The 16,341-nt window shown below is 71.0% G+C and carries 12 protein-coding genes; 5 read left to right on the top strand and 7 right to left on the bottom strand.

The features are described 5' to 3' along the window. Positions 1–10 precede the first annotated feature (10 nt). The 3 genes from Q0Z83_RS09420 to Q0Z83_RS09410 all read left to right on the top strand — a co-directional run bounded on the left by Q0Z83_RS09420 (position 11) and on the right by Q0Z83_RS09410 (position 3,828). On the top strand, positions 11–2,002 hold the full coding sequence (locus tag Q0Z83_RS09420; protein WP_317793450.1) for a sensor histidine kinase: 1,992 nt from the start codon (positions 11–13) through the stop codon (positions 2,000–2,002). 99 nt (positions 2,003–2,101) lie between these two features. After that, positions 2,102–2,866 carry a SigB/SigF/SigG family RNA polymerase sigma factor gene (locus Q0Z83_RS09415; RefSeq protein WP_317793449.1) on the top strand — a complete coding sequence of 255 codons (765 nt, stop codon included), beginning with the start codon at positions 2,102–2,104 and terminating at the stop codon, positions 2,864–2,866. 59 nt (positions 2,867–2,925) lie between these two features. Further along, the gene (locus Q0Z83_RS09410; protein WP_317793448.1) at positions 2,926–3,828 is read left to right on the top strand and encodes a M56 family metallopeptidase; all 903 of its coding nucleotides are present in this window, start codon (positions 2,926–2,928) and stop codon (positions 3,826–3,828) included. Here the strand turns inward: Q0Z83_RS09410 and Q0Z83_RS09405 are convergent. The 6 genes from Q0Z83_RS09405 to Q0Z83_RS09380 all read right to left on the bottom strand — a co-directional run bounded on the left by Q0Z83_RS09405 (position 3,825) and on the right by Q0Z83_RS09380 (position 11,557). Next, the gene (locus Q0Z83_RS09405) at positions 3,825–4,478 is read right to left on the bottom strand and encodes a hypothetical protein (RefSeq protein WP_317793447.1); all 654 of its coding nucleotides are present in this window, start codon (positions 4,476–4,478) and stop codon (positions 3,825–3,827) included. The genes Q0Z83_RS09410 and Q0Z83_RS09405 overlap by 4 nt on opposite strands. Continuing rightward, entirely contained in the window at positions 4,475–5,134 is a 660-nt protein-coding gene (locus Q0Z83_RS09400; RefSeq protein WP_317793446.1) for a hypothetical protein, read from the bottom strand. Before Q0Z83_RS09400 ends, Q0Z83_RS09405 begins: the two co-directional genes overlap by 4 nt. Continuing rightward, complete coding sequence (locus Q0Z83_RS09395) at positions 5,124–6,515, bottom strand: hypothetical protein (protein ID WP_317793445.1); 1,392 nt, start codon at positions 6,513–6,515, stop codon at positions 5,124–5,126. Before Q0Z83_RS09395 ends, Q0Z83_RS09400 begins: the two co-directional genes overlap by 11 nt. After that, positions 6,512–6,793: a hypothetical protein gene (locus tag Q0Z83_RS09390; RefSeq protein WP_317793444.1), complete on the bottom strand. Its 282-nt coding sequence runs from the start codon at positions 6,791–6,793 to the stop codon at positions 6,512–6,514. The genes Q0Z83_RS09395 and Q0Z83_RS09390 overlap by 4 nt, the downstream gene beginning before the upstream one ends. Continuing rightward, positions 6,793–11,178 (bottom strand): FtsK/SpoIIIE domain-containing protein, encoded by a 4,386-nt coding sequence (locus Q0Z83_RS09385; protein ID WP_317793443.1) that lies wholly within the window; start codon positions 11,176–11,178, stop codon positions 6,793–6,795. Before Q0Z83_RS09385 ends, Q0Z83_RS09390 begins: the two co-directional genes overlap by 1 nt. Before the next feature lie 82 nt (positions 11,179–11,260). Further along, positions 11,261–11,557, bottom strand: a complete 297-nt coding sequence (locus tag Q0Z83_RS09380; protein ID WP_317793442.1) for a WXG100 family type VII secretion target — start codon at positions 11,555–11,557, stop codon at positions 11,261–11,263. Between the two features lie 224 nt (positions 11,558–11,781). Here Q0Z83_RS09380 and Q0Z83_RS09375 point away from each other — a divergent pair, with 224 nt between their 5' ends. Next, a complete protein-coding gene (locus Q0Z83_RS09375) occupies positions 11,782–13,122 on the top strand; it encodes a hypothetical protein (protein WP_317793441.1) in 1,341 nt (446 codons plus the stop codon). 318 nt (positions 13,123–13,440) lie between these two features. Here Q0Z83_RS09375 and Q0Z83_RS09370 read toward each other — a convergent pair whose 3' ends face one another. After that, positions 13,441–14,439: a heme-binding protein gene (locus tag Q0Z83_RS09370; protein ID WP_317793440.1), complete on the bottom strand. Its 999-nt coding sequence runs from the start codon at positions 14,437–14,439 to the stop codon at positions 13,441–13,443. 206 nt (positions 14,440–14,645) lie between these two features. Between Q0Z83_RS09370 and Q0Z83_RS09365 the strand changes: the two genes are divergently transcribed. Beyond that, on the top strand, positions 14,646–16,262 hold the full coding sequence (locus Q0Z83_RS09365; protein WP_317793439.1) for a tetratricopeptide repeat-containing diguanylate cyclase: 1,617 nt from the start codon (positions 14,646–14,648) through the stop codon (positions 16,260–16,262). Positions 16,263–16,341 lie beyond the last annotated feature (79 nt).

Here is a 16,341-nt window from a genome sequence, read left to right as displayed (position 1 = left end):
GGTGGTGGGTGTGACGGCCTCTCATGTGCCGGTGCCGTGGGATGCCGCCGCCCGCCTGGCGGCTCGCCTGCTCGGCACGCCCATGGCGGTGATCAGCGCGGACGAGGCGTTGCTGGGCACGTTCGGGTTTCCGGCGGCCTGCCCGGTGCGCCGGTTCGGCTCGGGCGGTCCGGTCTCGGTCGGCGATCTGCTCACCGAGCCCGGCTTCGCCGGACACCCGTTGATAACCGATCTGGGGGTACGGTCGATGGCCGCCGTTCCGGTGCCGGCCGGCCCGGATCGCCCCCGCCGTACGGTGACCGTGCTGGACACCAGCGCCCGCACCTGGGTGGAACACGATCTGGCCGCCCTCTCCGAGGTGGCCGCGATGCTGGCGTCCGGCGAACACACCACCGAGGTGGGCGGGCTGGTCGTCCAACGTGGTTTCGTCAGCGCGCTCCTGGACAGTCTTCAGGTCGGCGTCCTGGCGATCGACGGCGATCGACGGCCGGTGCTGTTCAACCGGATGCTGCGACGGTTCTGCGGACTGGACGACGCGATGCCGCCGGTCGAGGCGATGGTCGCGGCCGGCACCCGGCTGCGGCACCTGGACGGGCGCCCGTACCGGCCGGAGGAGATGGCCGTGGTCCGCGCGCTCGGCGGGCACAGTGTCCGTGACGTGGAGGCGGTGCTGCGAACCCCGGGCGCCCCCGATCGATACGCGCTGACGAACGCCGAACCGGTCTACGGCTCGGCCGGTGAACTGCTGGGCGCGGTGTCCACGGTCCGGGACGTCACCGAACGGCGGCGCCGGGAACGGTTCCGCGACTGCGAACTGGAACTGACCCGGCTGCTGGCCGCCTCGGACGGGCTCGATCAGGCCGCCCCACCGCTGCTACGGGCCATAGGTGAGGCCCTGGACTGGCCACACGTGGCACTGTTCGTGGTCGACGAGGTGGCCGACGTGCTGCGTACCGCCGCCTACTGGAGCGCGCCGGGCGTCTACGTCGACGACCTCGTGCCGGAGCGGATCCCCCGCGGCGACGCCGGCCCCGGTCTGGTGTGGGCGACCCGCCGGCCGGTGTGGATCCCCGACCTGACCGATCCGCGATTCACCGAGACCCCGGAGGCGTACGCGTTCGCCCACGCCGCCGCCGAGCGCGGGCTGCGGGCCAGCCTGACCGTGCCGGTCTGTGACGGCGACCAGGTACTCGGGGTGCTGGCCACCCTCAGCGCCACCTCCGAATACGACGAGTTCCTGCTCACCGGGCTGATGGACGGCGTGGCCGCGCAGCTCGGGCAGTTCCTCACCCGGATGCGCAGCCGGGAGCTGACCATGCAACTCAACCGGGCCCGCGACGACTTCCTGACCCTCGCCGGGCACGAGCTGCGCACCCCGCTCACGTCGATCATCAGCTACACCACGCTGCTCACCGACGAGCTCGACGACCCGGACCGGCAGCAGATGATCGCGGCGGTCCGCCGCAACGTCGGGCAACTCCAGCGGATCATCGACGAACTGCTGGAGCTGACCGCGCTGGAATCCGGCCACCACCGGATCCGGGCCCGACCCACCGACCTGGTCGCCGTGATCGAGGCGGCCGTCCACGATCTGCGGCCACCGGACGGCATCCGGGTCCGCACCGAACTACCGGCCGACCTGATCCTCGACGCCGACGAGGAACGGCTGCGCCAGATCGTCGACCAGCTGCTGTCGAACGCGGTCAAGTACTGTCCCACCGGCGGCGACGTGCGGGTGGCCGCGGCCGGGGACGGGCCGGACGTGGTCGAACTGTCGGTGGCCGACACCGGCATCGGCATCCCGGACGGCGATCGGGAGTTGCTGTTCACCCGCTTCCACCGGGGCGCCAACGCCCGGCACACCGCCATCCCCGGCAACGGGCTGGGCCTGCCGCTGGTCCGCGGGCTGGTCGAGGCACACGGCGGAACCGTCCACCTCGATCCGGCGTACCGGCCCGGCACTCGCATCGTGGTCCGGCTGCCGCGGCATTCTCGCGGGTGAAAATTGTTTAGCCACCCCGGTGGGTGGGGCACACCGATGGGACTCGCAGTCAAGCAGTCGGCTGCCGCTTGTGCCCGCAACCGCCGAAGGCGAGGAACCATGACCGCTCTGGCCACCACCGACCGTGCCGGCGAATTGATCAACGACCTGGCCGCCATGCCGGTCGACCACCCGTCCCGCGCAGTCGTCCGGGACCGGGCGATCGAGGCGTGGATGCCGCTGGCCCGGCACCTGGCCAACCGCTACGCCGGCCGCGGTGAGCCGGTCGACGACCTGCAGCAGGTCGCCGTGATGGGCCTGATCAAGGCGGTCGACAGGTTCGACGCCGACCGCGGCATCGAGTTCGCCGGCTTCGCCATCCCGACCATCGTCGGCGAGCTGAAGCGGCACTTCCGGGACCGCACCTGGTCGATCCGGGTACCCCGACGTCTGCAGGAGCTGCGGCTCGCGATCACCGGCGCGAACAACGACCTCACCCACACGCTGGGCCGCTCCCCCACGGTCGCCGACATCGCCGCGCACCTGAACATCAGCGAGGAGGAGGTGCTCGAAGGCCTGGAGGGCGCGCGGGCGTACAACTCGACGAGCCTGTCCACCCCGGCCAACGCCGAGGGCAGCATGGAGCTCGGGGACACCCTGGGCGGCGAGGACACCGGCTTCGAGCTGGCCGAACTGCGGATCGCGCTGGGCCCGGCGATGGCCGCCCTGGACGAGCGCGAGCAGAAGATCATCAGCCTGCGCTTCTACGGCAACCTCACCCAGTCGGAGATCGCCGAGCAGGTCGGTGTCTCCCAGATGCACGTCTCCCGCCTACTCGCCAGGGCCCTCACCAAGCTGCGCACCCGCCTCGACGACTGCGCCTGATCCGGTCACCGGACCTTTGCCCCGGGCATCCGCCGGGGGTGACGCGTTAGCCTGCCCTCATGTTCGACCACTTTCTCGTCTCGGTCGTCGTCGTTCCGCCGGTGTTGCTGGTGCTGGTGCGGGTGCTCGCCGACCGGCTGTCGCCACGCGTGGCGGCGCCCGTGGTGGCCTGGTCGGCGGCCGGGGCCGCGGCCGCCAGCCTGATCAACCTGCTGGTGTTCGCGCTGAAGGCGGTGGCCGAGCTGCCACCCGTGGCGCACTGGTTCGGATGGTCGGCACAGTTCGTGGAGAACGACACGGCGCACTATCCCTGGGTGTCGTGGACCGGCGTGGTGCTGCTGGCCGCGGCGGCCGTGTCGATGACGCTCACCTGGCGGCGGCAGCGGCGGCTCCTGGCCCTGGCGGCGGCCACCACCACGACGGGCGGGCCGCTCGTCGTGGTGGCCGACCCGGCGCCGCACGCGTTCGCCGTACCGGGACGGCCCGGTCATGTGGTGGTGACCACCGGGATGCGCGACGCCCTGTCGCCGGCGCAGTTCGTCGCCCTGCTGGCGCACGAGCGGGCGCATCTGGCCGCCCGCCACCACCTGCTGATCCGGGTCACTGAGCTGGCCGCGGCCGCCCACCCGGCCCTGTGGTGGGTGTCCCGGCACGTCGACTACCTGGTGGAACGCGCCGCCGACGAGCGGGCCGCGACCGAGGTCGGTTCGCGGCGGACGGTGGCGCAGGCGATCGGCGCGGCGGCGCTGGCGGCGGCCGCGCCACTGGCCCCGGCCGGGCTGCACGCGGCAGCGCCGGGCGGGGTGGTGCCGCGTCGGGTCGCGAGCCTGCTCAAACCCCGCGCCCGGGTGGCCGCGGTGGTCGGCGCGGTGCCGCTGGCGCTGGCGTTGTTCTCGCTGGCCTGGACCGTGGAGGCGGCCTGGGACCTGGGCGAGCTGCTCACCGCGGCGGTGGGCCGTTAGACCGAGCTCTCCAGGATCGAGATCAGCTCGTCCTCGGTCGGCACGTCGATGCGGTCGGTCCAGCGCAGGGTGCCGACCACCGTGTCGAAGAGCAGGCAGACCGCGGTCAGCACGTCGCTCTCCAGGTCACCGTCGGTCAGCACGGTGTAGGTGAGCAGCGCCCACACCCCGGCCACCTCGGGATGCGACACGTAGTAGCTGACCTTCAGCGACGGTGCCTTACGGCCGACCGGGTCGCTGTTCACCACCTCGGTGATCCGGGCCGCCGGGCCGCCGCCGATCTCGACACGGGCCCCGTCCGGCCCGGCCTCCTGCAGCAGCGCGCCGATCAGCGCCCGCGGGTCCGGAGCGTCCTCGTCCGGCTCCTCCAACACGGTGATCAGCAGTGAGCCGGGCACCCGCCAGCCGTCCCGATACTCGGTCAGCGGCAGCACCACCGCGCGGGCGCCGTTGCGGGCCGCGTCGTCGGTGGCCTCGGTCAGCTGGGCGGTCAGCATCTTGCGGAACGGCGCCGCCTTGTCACGCGGCAGCGAGTCCGGCAGGCGGGCCTTGACCAGCGCCTCGATCGTCCGGGCGCGCAGCTTGGCGGACTCCGGCGTGGTCGGGATGTGCGCCCAGCCGTCGGGCATGATCAGTTCGAAGTCGATCACTGCGGGGCCTCCCCGGTCACACCGACACCGTCGGCGGCGATGATGGTCATCAGCTGCTCGACGCCGGCGCCGATCACCGCCATCTGGTCCATCTGGAACACCCGGGTCCGCAGCACCACGTCGATGCCGCTGTCCAGGCGCATCGCCGCGTCGACCCGGCCGTAGGCGCCACCCTGCGGGGTCTTCCCGATCGCGAAGATGCGTACGCCGTCCGCCCCGGGCACGCTCACGTAGTGCAGCACCGGCTCCCGGGCGTCCTCGGGCAGCCCGGACGCGCCGACGGTCTCCATCAGATAGCCGGGATCGTCACCCATCGGCCGGTGGAACTCGACCACCAGCGGGATCGGCGACCACAGCACCTGCTCCTCGTGGAACGCGGTGCCCCAGGCCAGCCGGGCGTAGCCGGGCAGCTCGTCGGCCTTGGCGATCAGCAGGTCGGCGGTCTCCCGGCCGATGTTCTCGGCGGTGAACGGGAACTCGCCGGCCGTCCACTCCGCCTTCGCGGTGGCCAGGACCCGGCCCGCCCAGGTACCGAAGAACTCGATCAGGTGGTCGGTGAACTGCTCGCGCTCTCCGGCGGCGCCGCCGGGGGCGGGCACGAACTCCCAGTGGAACGGGATGTCGGTGAGGGCGATCAGATCGGCGTCAGTTGACATCGGGGATCCATTCCTCGAGGCGCCCACCGTTGTAGATCAGGCCCGAGCCGAAGGTGAAGACGGCGTTGAACCCGCCGAAGGCGAACCACGCCGGGGACAGGCTCCCACCGACCGCGTTCATCACGTTGTTGAGGTTGCGGAAGCCGTCGAGACCACCGATGACACCGGACCAGTCGCGGGCGAACTGCCCCGGATTACGGAACAGGTTGCCCCACATGCCGAGCGCGCCGCGACCTTGAATCAGGAACGACTGCCAGAACCCGATCTCCGGCGTGATCTGCCCCATCCGGCCGAGCAGCCCGTTGATGCCGGGCAGGTTGAACCAGTCGGACGTGTTCTGCCAGCCGGTGACCGCGTTGTTCGGCACGTGGAAGTCGCCCGGGCCGAGCTGCTGGGTGACCGAGACGTTGCGGCCGCCGCCGTTGGCGCCCGGACCGAGGTTGTCCAGCTGGATGGGTCGGCCGTTCCAGCCGTTCTCCAGGTTCAGCCGGGGCGGGCGGCCGGGGATCCGGTTCATCCCGCCGGTCAGGTTGTTCAGGGTGCGGGCCGAGTTGGCCAGGCCCTTGCCGAACAGCGAGATGGCCGCGCCGATACCGGCCAGGCCCAGGCCGACGGCGCCGAGCACGACGTCCATCACGCTGCCCTCGCCGTTGGCTAAGAGCACACTGTCCGCGACCAGCGTGATGACGCCGGCGACCACCGTTCCGAGGATCAGGAGATTCACACCCGGGAAGATCAGGCAGAGTACGGCCAGAACCATGCCGATGATCGCGAAGATCTTGCTGATCTGCTTGAAGAACGCGTTGACCTTGTCCTTCCAGGTGTCGGTCAGCCCGTCGTCGTAGCGACGCGCGCTCACATTGTCACCCAGCCGCTTACCCGCCACGTCGAGGGCGTCCAGGGCGGCGGTCAGCTTGTTCTTGGCCGCGGTCAGCTTGGCGTTCGCCTCGTCGACGGCCCGCTGCTTGTCGGTGTCCTTCTGCTGTTCCTCGGGGCTGAGCGTGCCGTCCGCGCCCTTGACCCCGTCCGGTTTGCCCTTGGCCGAGCCGACCTCACCGGTGGCGGACTCCTCAGCGGACTTGGCGGCGGCCGTCTCGGTCTTCGCCTCCTCCAGCTCGGGGATGTAGATGCCGATCTCGGTGGCCGCGTCGTGGTAGCGGACCGACGCCTTGTCCAGGTCGTCCTTGATGGACTGGGCGTCCTTCTTGAGCGGCTCGACGTACTGGCCCTTGAGGCCCTCACTGCCGGTGTCGACGATCCGGGCGAGCTTCGCGATCGTGTCCGAGAGCGTCGTCGCGATGTTCTCGTAGTCGCGTTTGGCCTGGTGGATACGGTCTACGGAGGCCCGGTTCAGGGTGTTGAGGCGGGAGTCGTCGCTCACTTGGACTCCCCGAGAGTCTCGTGCAGCTGGCGGTCGGCGTCGGACCAGGCCTGGTTGACCTGCTCGACCCGCTTCACGAACTTCTTCATCTCCTCGACCATCTTCTCGCGGTGGATCTTCCAGTTGTCGGCGAAGTCGCCCATCGACGAGTTGGCGTTCTGCTGCCCCCACTTGCCGCCGTCGGTGTCCTGCAGGTGTCCCGCCCCCTCGAACGCGGTGATCAACGAGTTCAGGTCGTTGACCAGTTCGCCCAGGTCCTGGACTACGAGGTCGGCCATCACATCTCCGATTTCGGGTTGAGCAGGGGGATCTGGAGGTTCTGCAGCGAGCCGTCGCCCAGGTGCGCCTTGGCCGCGCCGGCCACGACCCGCTCGGCCAGGTGCGCCCGGGACAGCCGGACACCGACCAGGTCGCCCGCGCTCAGCGTGGGCGGTGAGAGCAGGATGCCCCGCCGGTTCTTCTTCACCTCGACCTGCCAGCCGGAGAAGCCCATCGCCACCGAGGAGATCTCACCGGCGATGACGACCGCCCGGTTGGTGCCGGACGCCTGCCGGATCAGCTGGCGCACGTAGTCGCGGGCCAGCATGTCGCGCCAGCTCTCGGCGTCGTCGATGAGCAGCACCACCGGGCCGTCACCGGGCTCCATCAGCTCGGCGAAGTCCGGGTCGCGCGGATTCTCGTCGGTGATCACACCACGGACACCGGGACGCCCGGCCAGGTCACGCAGCGGCGACCGGAGCGGAGCGCCGATCACGATCTCGGCGCCGCCGCGCAGCAGCGACTCGGCCATCACCCCGAGCGCCGTGCTCCGGCCGGAGCGGGCCGGACCGGCGATCAGGAACGTGGGCAGGTCGTTGACCAGGTCCATGCCGATCGGCTCCAACTCGTCGCCGCCGACCCCGATCAGCGCCCAGCCCGGCGCCGGAGCGGGCAGCGTCGCCCACACCTGGTCGAAGGTGAGCTCGGTGGGCATCACCGCGATCCGGCTCGGGCGCCTCTCCCGCGGCACCGACGACTCCCGCTCGGTGAGTCGGCCGGCCAACGCGTGCATGGCGGCCACCTGGGCGGGACCGGACGGATCCGGGGCGATCAGCGCGACCTGCATCTCGATGGCGCTGCCGGCCCGGTAACCGCGGCCCGGCGGCATCTGCTCGGGGATCTTGCGCGGGTTGAGGCCGGCCATGCTCGCGTCGGCCCGGTCGGACAGCCGCAGCACCACCTTCTCCTCGGTGAGTGAGCTGATCCGGCCGCTGAGCAGCGAGTGGTCGCCGGTGATGACCAGGTGCACACCGGCGCTGGCGCCCTCGCGCAGCAGTGTGTAGATCAGGTCGGTCAGCGCTCCGCCGTCGTGCTCGCTGAGGGTTCCCATGAACCCCTCCCAGCGGTCCAGCAGCAGCATCACGTGCGGCAGCCGGTCCTCGGGGGCGGCGGTGGCCCGCTGCTCGGTCAGGTCGGCGAACCCGCCCTCACCGAGCACCCGCTGGCGGCGCTGCACCTCCTGGTGGAGGCGGTTGAGCAGGCGGACCGCCCGCTCGGTGTCGGACCGCTGCACCACGGCGCCGCAGTGCGGCAGTTTCGTCAGTGGCAGCAGCGCGCCGTTGCCGCAGTCCAGGCCGTACAGGTGCAGGTCGGTGACCGACGAGGCGGCCGCCGCGGCGGCCGCGATGCTGCGCAGCGCCTGCGAGCGGCCGGAGCGGGGCGCCCCGGCGATGTGCAGGTGCCCGAACGTCGACAGGTCGATCCGCATCGGCTTCTGCTGCTGGTGGCGAGGCAGGTCCTGCACCGCCCAGGCGAACGTCGGCTCGCCGCGCTCGTCGTACTCCGGCTTGGCCGGCAGGTCGGCCACGTGCAGGGTCGGCAGCGGCGGCAGCCACGGGCGACGCTGCTGAGGGAAGTTCGCCATGTCGTTGGCCAGCCGGATCGCCGAGACCAGCACCGACAGGTCGGTCGCCTCCTCGGTCTCGGCCGCCCCGCGCGGGCGTTGCGGCACCGGACGGCCCAGGTGCTGCCAGTCGACCGCGTAGAGGAACGGAGCAACGGTGGTGGCCTGGCTCTGTCGGCCCGGGCGGCGTCCACCGACCCGGCCGGTCTGGAACGGGATGAGCGAGCTGTGGCCGAGGCGGGCGTAGCCACGGCCGGGGCTGGACGCCGGGATGGTCGCCGCCTCGCGGGCGTCGATCACGTCGGTGCTCTCGCCCGCGTCGGTGACCCGCAGCGCCACCCGCAGGTTGGTGTTGGCGCGGATCTCGGCCGACACCACACCGGACGGCCGCTGGGTGGCCAGGATCAGGTGGATGCCGAGCGACCGGCCCCGCTGGGCGATGTTGACCAGGCCGGTGACGAAGTCGGGCAGCTCCCGGGCCATCGACGCGAACTCGTCGATGACGATCAGCAGCCGTGGGATCGGGGCCAGGCCACCACGCCGCTCGGCGTAGTCGATGTAGTCCTCGATGTCCTTGGCACCGGCCGCGGCCAGCAGGTGCTCGCGGTGGGTCAATTCGGCGCCGAGCGAGGTCAGCGCCCGCTCGACCAGGTGGGTGTCCAGGTCGGTGACCATGCCGACGGTGTGTGGCAGGTCCACGCAGTCCTTGAAGGCCGCGCCACCCTTGTAGTCGACCAGCACGAAGTTCATCGCGTCCGGCCGGTTGGCCACGGCCAGCGACGCGACCACGGTCTGCAGGAACTCCGACTTACCGGAACCGGTGGTGCCCGCGACCAGGCCGTGCGGGCCGTGGCTGACCAGGTCGAGGGCGAACGGGCCGTCCAGCGCGTACCCGATGACCGCCCGGGTGTTGCGGCCGGACGCCGTCCAGCGGGCGTTGATCGCGGCCGGCGACGGGTCCTCCAAATTGATCACCTCGAGCAGCCGGGCCGAGCCGGGCAGCGCGGACTCGCTCTGGTTGTCGCTGACGTCGCGGATCGGGGCGAGCCGCCGGCCGGTCGAGCTGAACCACTCGTCGACCACCTCGTCGACCCGGATGTCCACGATCCGGGCGGCGCGCTGCTGGTCCAGGGTCGCCGGTACGCCCACACCGCCGGCCACCACGGTGGTGCACTCCTCGGGCAGCGTGCGCTGGTCACTGTCCACACAGATGCTGTAGACGCCCACCGCCGGGCCGGAGAGCAGGATGTTCACCACACCCGGCAGCGAGCGCAGGCGGCGGGCGCCGTCCAGGACGACGACGATGTCCGGGTCGGTGATCACCGCGTTGGCCCCGGCGTTGAGACGGGCCTGGCGGCGGCCGTCGATCAGCTCGATCAGCTCGGCGACTCGGCGGGCGATCGTCTCCGCGTCGGTGCCGAGCAGGGTGAGGGTGCTCTGCCCGAGCAGCGGGCGGGTGTGCGGCAGCCAGGCCGCCCAGTCCCACAGTCGGCCGCCGGCCGGATCGGTGAGGATGTAGACCTGCACGTCACGGGGGCTCTGCAGGACGGCGAGCTGGCCGACCAGCCAGCGGGCCACCCGGCGTGGCCACTCGTCGCGGCCGGCCACACCGACCACCCCGGCCTGGGCGATCGAGAAGGCGACGGGCACGTCGGTGACGGTACGGACGTCGCGGCGAGGTACGCCCTCGCCGTCGAGTTCGATGCTGATGTCGCTGGGCAGGTCGGCGGTGCCGACGCGGACCGTCAGGTGGTCGGGGTCGGTGCGGCGCCGCTCCCAGAGCCGTGACCTGGGGCCGGCCGCGATGACCAGCAGCTCGGCCGGGTCCGGGCTGGCCACCCGCAGATCTCGGCGCTCGAGTTCCAGGGCGGCGTCGATCTCGCCGTCGATCCGGTCGCGGATCGCCTGGTACTCCTTGACCCGGCTGCCGTGGCTGCGTTTGCCCTGGCGGCGGCCGGTGAACCAGTTCGCCACCACCATCACCGGCGACATCGCGGCCATCATCAGGTAGAGGGCGTTGCTCATGGCGGTGGCCATCACGATGCCGAAGACCGCGGGCAGCGCGGCGGCCAGCCAGGGCATCGGGTTGACATCGGGGGTCTTCGGCTCGGCCGGGATCCGGAACTTACCGGGACGCTGCGGCGGCAGCAGCCGGGGCGGGCGGTTGTAGTCGAGGTATTCGCTGTCCGGGGACGTCTCGACCATGGCGTCCGGGCGCAGCACCGGGTGGGCCTCGAAGACCGTCTCGCCGACGAACAGCTGGACGGTCTCGCGCCAGGTGGTCTCGCCGTCGGGCACCGGTTCGCCGTCCAGGCGTACGCCGTCGACCGCGCTGCGGATCCGGACCGTCGCGTCGATGGCGATCCACACGGTCGCGACCACCGGCGGCTGTTCCGGCCCGAGTTGGACCGTGCTGCCCGGGGCGGAGCCGATCCGGTGCTCACCGGCGCCGAGGCTCCACACCCGGCCCGCACCGGCGCCGGCGACCGCCCGCAGCGTGACCAGGCCGCCGATGACGACCGGTCCGGGTGCCGGCTGGTGCAGCGACACGACGGTGCCGTCGTGGATCCCGCTCTGCGCGAGCGGCAGGTCGAGGTCGAGCCGCCCGCCGTCGCGGTAGACCCGGTCCTCGTCCAGCGGTGGCATCCGGGCCACGTAGGACGGGTCGAGACCGTCCAGCAGCGCCTTGACTACGTCGCGCACCGGTGTGGTGGGTTCGGCGTCCACCAGCACGTCGACTGACCACGCCGACGGATACACCAGGGTGATCAGCGCCCGCACGTTCGTTGCATACCTTTCCGGCAGATATGGGGTGGGACAGGCCGCCGCGCCGGCCCTTCTGCGGGCCGGCGCGGCGTCGAGGTCACTTGTTGAGCGACTGGGCCAGCTGGGTGTCCATGTCACGCATCGCGTCGACGGCCTTGTCCAGCCACGAGGAGAGCTGCTCCAGCGTCTCCATGACCTGGTTGGCCGACGTCACGAACTCGGTGTGCACCTCGTCGAACTTGCCGGACGCCTGATCGGTGACGAAACCGGACGCGGTGAGGTTGTCGACGATGGACTTACACTCGGTCAGCCGCGCGTCGATGTCGTTCTTGTTGTTGCGCATCCGGGTCGCGCTGTCCGACATCTCGGTGTACGTGATGTTGAGGTTCGCCATCGCAGGTCCCTTCGAGTGGTGCCGGGTGATGGCGCGCACCATCCCGACGATCAGTAACGGGATCAAAGTAGGGCGATAAGGCTTTCATGTCTATGTAGGTTTGGACACTCCGGACGTACCCCCTTTACCTCGACGCCCTAAGATTCGGCGATCATGGGCCATCGTCATTACGAATGAAGTGGCTCTCATCGATGAATGACGCACCGAGGCTCGAGGAGAAAACAATGAACTGGCTGGGCCGATCGGTCCGCGCCGCACTGCGGTACGCGATGACCGGGCTCACCGCGGCCGCCGCGGTGGCCGTCTTTGCAACGGGTCCCGCCTTCGCGGATCCACTTCCGGCGCCGTCCGATAAAGGACAGTCCGCTCCGTACTATGTCGTCACTCAGAGTTACAACGGGGAGCCTGAGTACCTGTACGAGATCGCCGAGCGGTTCCTCGGTGACGGCAACCGTGCGATGGAGATCTTCGAGCTGAACAAGGGGCGCTGGCAGCCCGGTGGTCAGCAGGTCACCAAGGCCGAGGTGATCGAGCCGGAGTGGGTGCTGCGCCTGCCGCCGGACGCCAAGGGCGAGGGCGTGAAGACCGGCGTCCTGCCCTACTTCGAGGCGGCCGGGGCCGGTGCGCCGACCGACGCCGCCTCCGCCTCCACGCCCACCGAACCGCCGCCCGCCACCATCACCCCGGCACCCGCCCCGACCACTCCGGCCGCCGATTCCGGCAGCGGCTGGCTGGCGCCGGTCCTGATCGGGCTGGCCGCTCTCCTCGTGGCCGCCGGCCTCGTCTGGCTGGGCGTGTTCCTGGTCAAGCGGCAGCGCGCGAAGAAGCCGAAGCCGGTCGCGCTCGCCGTGATGGGCGACTCCGACGCCTGGGCCGTCGACCGGGCCGCCCGGGCCCTGGCCACCGCCTGCGCCCAGCAGGGCCGGTCCGTTCCGGACACCATCGCGGTGGTGCTCGGCCCGGAGGCGATCACCGTGCGGCTGGCCACCCCGGACGAGGCGGCCCCGGCCGGCTGGCTGGTCAGCGACGCCGGCCGGGTCTGGTCGTCGACCGTCGGCGAAGTGCAGCGGGCCGTGGTCGACAACAGCCTGCCGGCGCCGTTCGCTCAGCTGGTACCGATCGGCCTGACCGGAACCGGTCAGGTGCTGCTCAACCTCGCCCAGTCCGGTGGTGTGGTCAGCGTCGAGGGTGACGCCGACCGGGTCGTCGAGCTGACCCGCGCCTGGTCGGTGCGGCTGGCCCGCAGTCCGTGGGCCTCCGGGCTCAAGGTGGTCCGGGTCGGATTCGAGCTCGACCCGGCCGAGCGGTTCACCGGCGTCGAGGCGCAGTCGGTCGCCGACGTCGCCCGGATCGCCGAGACCAACCCCGGTGGTGGTGTGCTGTTCCTGGCCACGCCGCCGCGCGGGCAGGAACTGGTCACCGTCAACGGGCTGCTGGACACGCCGGGCCGACTGTGGTCGGCGGTCGTGGTCAAGGCCGACGAGGCCACCTGGCGGGTGTCGATCGACGCCGCCGGGACGGTCCAGACCGGACTGCTCCCGCAGCGGACCAGTCTGCGGGTCTGACCGCCCGCAGCGTGGGGTGCGGGCGTGGAGTGCGCCGCAGCGCACCCCACGCCCGCCGGGTGGGGGCCGGTCAGGTGCTTGCACTGACAGGTGAGGGCGGCACCATCCTGATGCCCGCGGTCGGCCTGGACCCGGCGGATCTGGCCTCCATCCGCCTGTGGTTCGAGATGGGCGAGCCGGCGCCGTCCACGCAGGCCGAGGAACTCGCGATCGGCGCCCTGCACGGCATCGTGCGCGCGGCCGTCGGCCCCGACTGGCAGCCCCTGTCGGGGTGGAACTGCCGGGGGAGCCCGGCGCGTCGGGCTCCCCCGGCGGGTTTTAGCGGGGCATCTTGGCGTACGAGCCGGTGTCCACGTCGTCCGACACCTTCTCCATGGTGTTGATGCTGACGTGCGGCCACTTGATCCGGCCCGGGCCACCGTCCCGGCGCGGGAAGAAGTCCAGCTGGACCACCTGGACGTACTGCAGCCGCAGCCGGGTGCTCCCGTCCGGCTCCTCGATCTCCTGCAGGAAGAACGTCGCCTTCATCTCGGAGGCGTTGGCCTGCTTCACGATGAACGGGATGTTGCTGATCCCGGCCCGCTCGACGGTCGAGTCGAACTCCAGAACCGTGGTCTGTGTGATGTTCACCCCCTGATTGGCCGCCTTGAGCAGCGCGGTCGGGTCGGTCGGGTCGAACAGGTTCTGGAACGGGTTGTCGTGGAAGTGCTTGTAGGCCGCCAGGTACGGGCTGTTCAGGTCCTGACTGACCCCGATCGGCAGCGAGTTCACCGTCGGGATCACCGGCGCACCCGGGTTGACCTGGAAGTCGCCGAGCGCGAGCACCGCGTCCCCGTGCGGGATGGTGGCCAGCCGGGCGATCCGCGGGCCACCCTGCTCGACCCCGTCCAGCAGGTTCAGCAGCAGCCCCGGCTCGTGGTGGATCGGCAGGTCGGGGCGGCCGGCCAGCCCGCTCTGCGGGAAGTCGTCGGCGACGATCTGGGCGATGGCCTGCTCGTAGTCGATGGCCACCAGCGTCTGGTCGCCCTTGATCGCGCCGATCTCGATGCCGCGGTTGGGCACCGCCTTGTCGACGAGCTGGAACTTGAGTTCCTCGTTGTACTGGTTGACGAGCAGCCGGAACGGCGGCCCGCCGGCACCGTCGGGTGGCGCGAACGGCAAGGCGATCATGTTCCAGCCACGTCCGGGCAGGCCCGGCTTGTTCGCCCAGGTGCCCGGCAACAGCCGGAACGGTCCGAGATCCGGGTCGCCGGTACGCGCGGGCTCGAGGTGCCGGCCCTCGCGTTCAAGACGTTCGATGTTTGCGGCACTGGTCACGGGTGCAGCCTTTCCACAGATTCGAGAAAAAGATTCACGTGGCCGCCGAGCGGATCCCGGCTTCCGCCCAAAGGAACGATTCCGCGTTTGTCAGATACCGCCAGGGCGTAAAGAATCACCAGGTCAGGGCCGATCAACCCACTCGGGTAGGAATGATCGGCTGATACGCCGTCACCGTTTCGGTTCGGGCATTCGATAATGGACCCGTGACCGGCCGGGAGACATCTCAGATGCAGGGGCTGGAGGCCGAAACGGCAGTGGTGATCGACGATTCACCGAACCGCCCCTCGATACGTGACCAGCTGATCACGCGTCTGCAGGAGTTGGAGTTGCTCACCCCGAAGAACTTCGAAGGGGTGTCGGCCCCGGCCGCGGTCGTCGAACTGCAGGCCCGCAACCACGGGTACGAGGACCTGGTCCAGCGGGCGCAGCTGATCCTCGCCGACGTGGCCGGCCGCCGCGGTGACATCGCCGAACAGGGCCGGGTCGCCAAAGCCGTCACCCTCTGGGCCGAGCAGCACGACGACGACGTCCTGCTGGCCCGCGGGCACCGGTTGCAGGCGATCTTCTACCGCCGGCTCGGCGACAGCGCGCAGGCTCTCGCCCACGCCGTCACCGGTCTGCAGCACGCCGAGCATCTGCCCGAACGCCTCCGCTGCAGCCAACTGATCACGCTCGCCCTGCTGCTCGACCTGAACGGCCAGTACCAGGAGGCGGAACGCCGGTTCGGTGAGGCACTGCTGATCGCCGAGAAGAACGACGACCCCGACCAGGCGCTCACCGTCATCAACAACATGGCGTTCACCGCGTACGAGAACGAGGACTTCGACACCGCCAACGACCTGGCCCGGCAGATGCGCACCATCGCCGCCGACCACGGCATCCGGCTGGACGGCCTCTACCTGGACACGCTGGCCCGGATCTCGATCATGCAGGAGCACTACGCCGACGCCGAGGCCACCCTGCAGCCGGTCCTCGACGACCCGACGGGGCCGCTGCTCAGTGAGGGCGACAGCCTGCCCGAATGCCTGCTCACGCTGGTCGAGATCTACCGGGCCACCGGGCGCGCCGAACTGGCCGGGCAGACCCTCGACTGGGCCGGCGAGGTCTGTGACCAGCGGGGACTGGCCGGGATCGCGGCTCGCGTGCACCGGGCCCGGGCCGAGTGGCACGCCGGCGCCGGGCGGTTCCAGCAGGCGTACGAGGAGTACCGGCTCTACCACGCCCGGTCCGAGGCGCTGCACTCCGCCGAACGCGAGGCCCGCGCCTACGCCATGCAGGCGGTCTTCGAAGCCGAGGAGGCGCGCCGGACCTCCGAGCGGTTCGAGGCGCTGGCCTACCAGGACGCGCTGACCGGCCTCTACAACCGGCGGTACGCCGACGAGCGCCTGGCCGCCGCGGTCGCCGCCGCCCGTCGCAGCGGTGAGCCGCTGTCCGTGGCGGTGGTCGACGCCGACCACTTCAAACGGATCAACGACCAGCTCACCCACGCCGCCGGGGACGCCGTGCTGCGGGAGTTGGGCGCGCTGCTCCGCGGGTTCGTCACCGGTTCGGAGATCGCCGCCCGGCTCGGTGGAGAGGAGTTCCTGCTGCTGCTGCCGGGGGTCGGCGCGACCGCCGCGCAGCACAGGTGCGAAACCCTGGCCGCGATGGTACGGGCGAACGACTGGAGCGGTCTGGCCGGCACGCTACCGGTGACCGTGAGCATCGGCGTGGCCACCCACACCGACGGGCCGGTCACCCCGGATCTGCTGCTCGGCCGGGCCGACCACAGTCTCTACGCCGCCAAGCACGCGGGCCGGGACAGGGTCAGCGCGGGCTGACCGCGTCCGGCTCGATTCCGAGCGCGACGGCCGTACCGAATGATCTGCAACGCGGCCGCAACGCCGCCGGAAACGTCCC

The organism is Actinoplanes sichuanensis (assembly GCF_033097365.1).
GTDB lineage: Bacteria > Actinomycetota > Actinomycetes > Mycobacteriales > Micromonosporaceae > Actinoplanes > Actinoplanes sichuanensis.
Note: the sequence above shows the minus strand (reverse complement) of the source record. Positions and strands in the feature narration are given on the sequence as shown.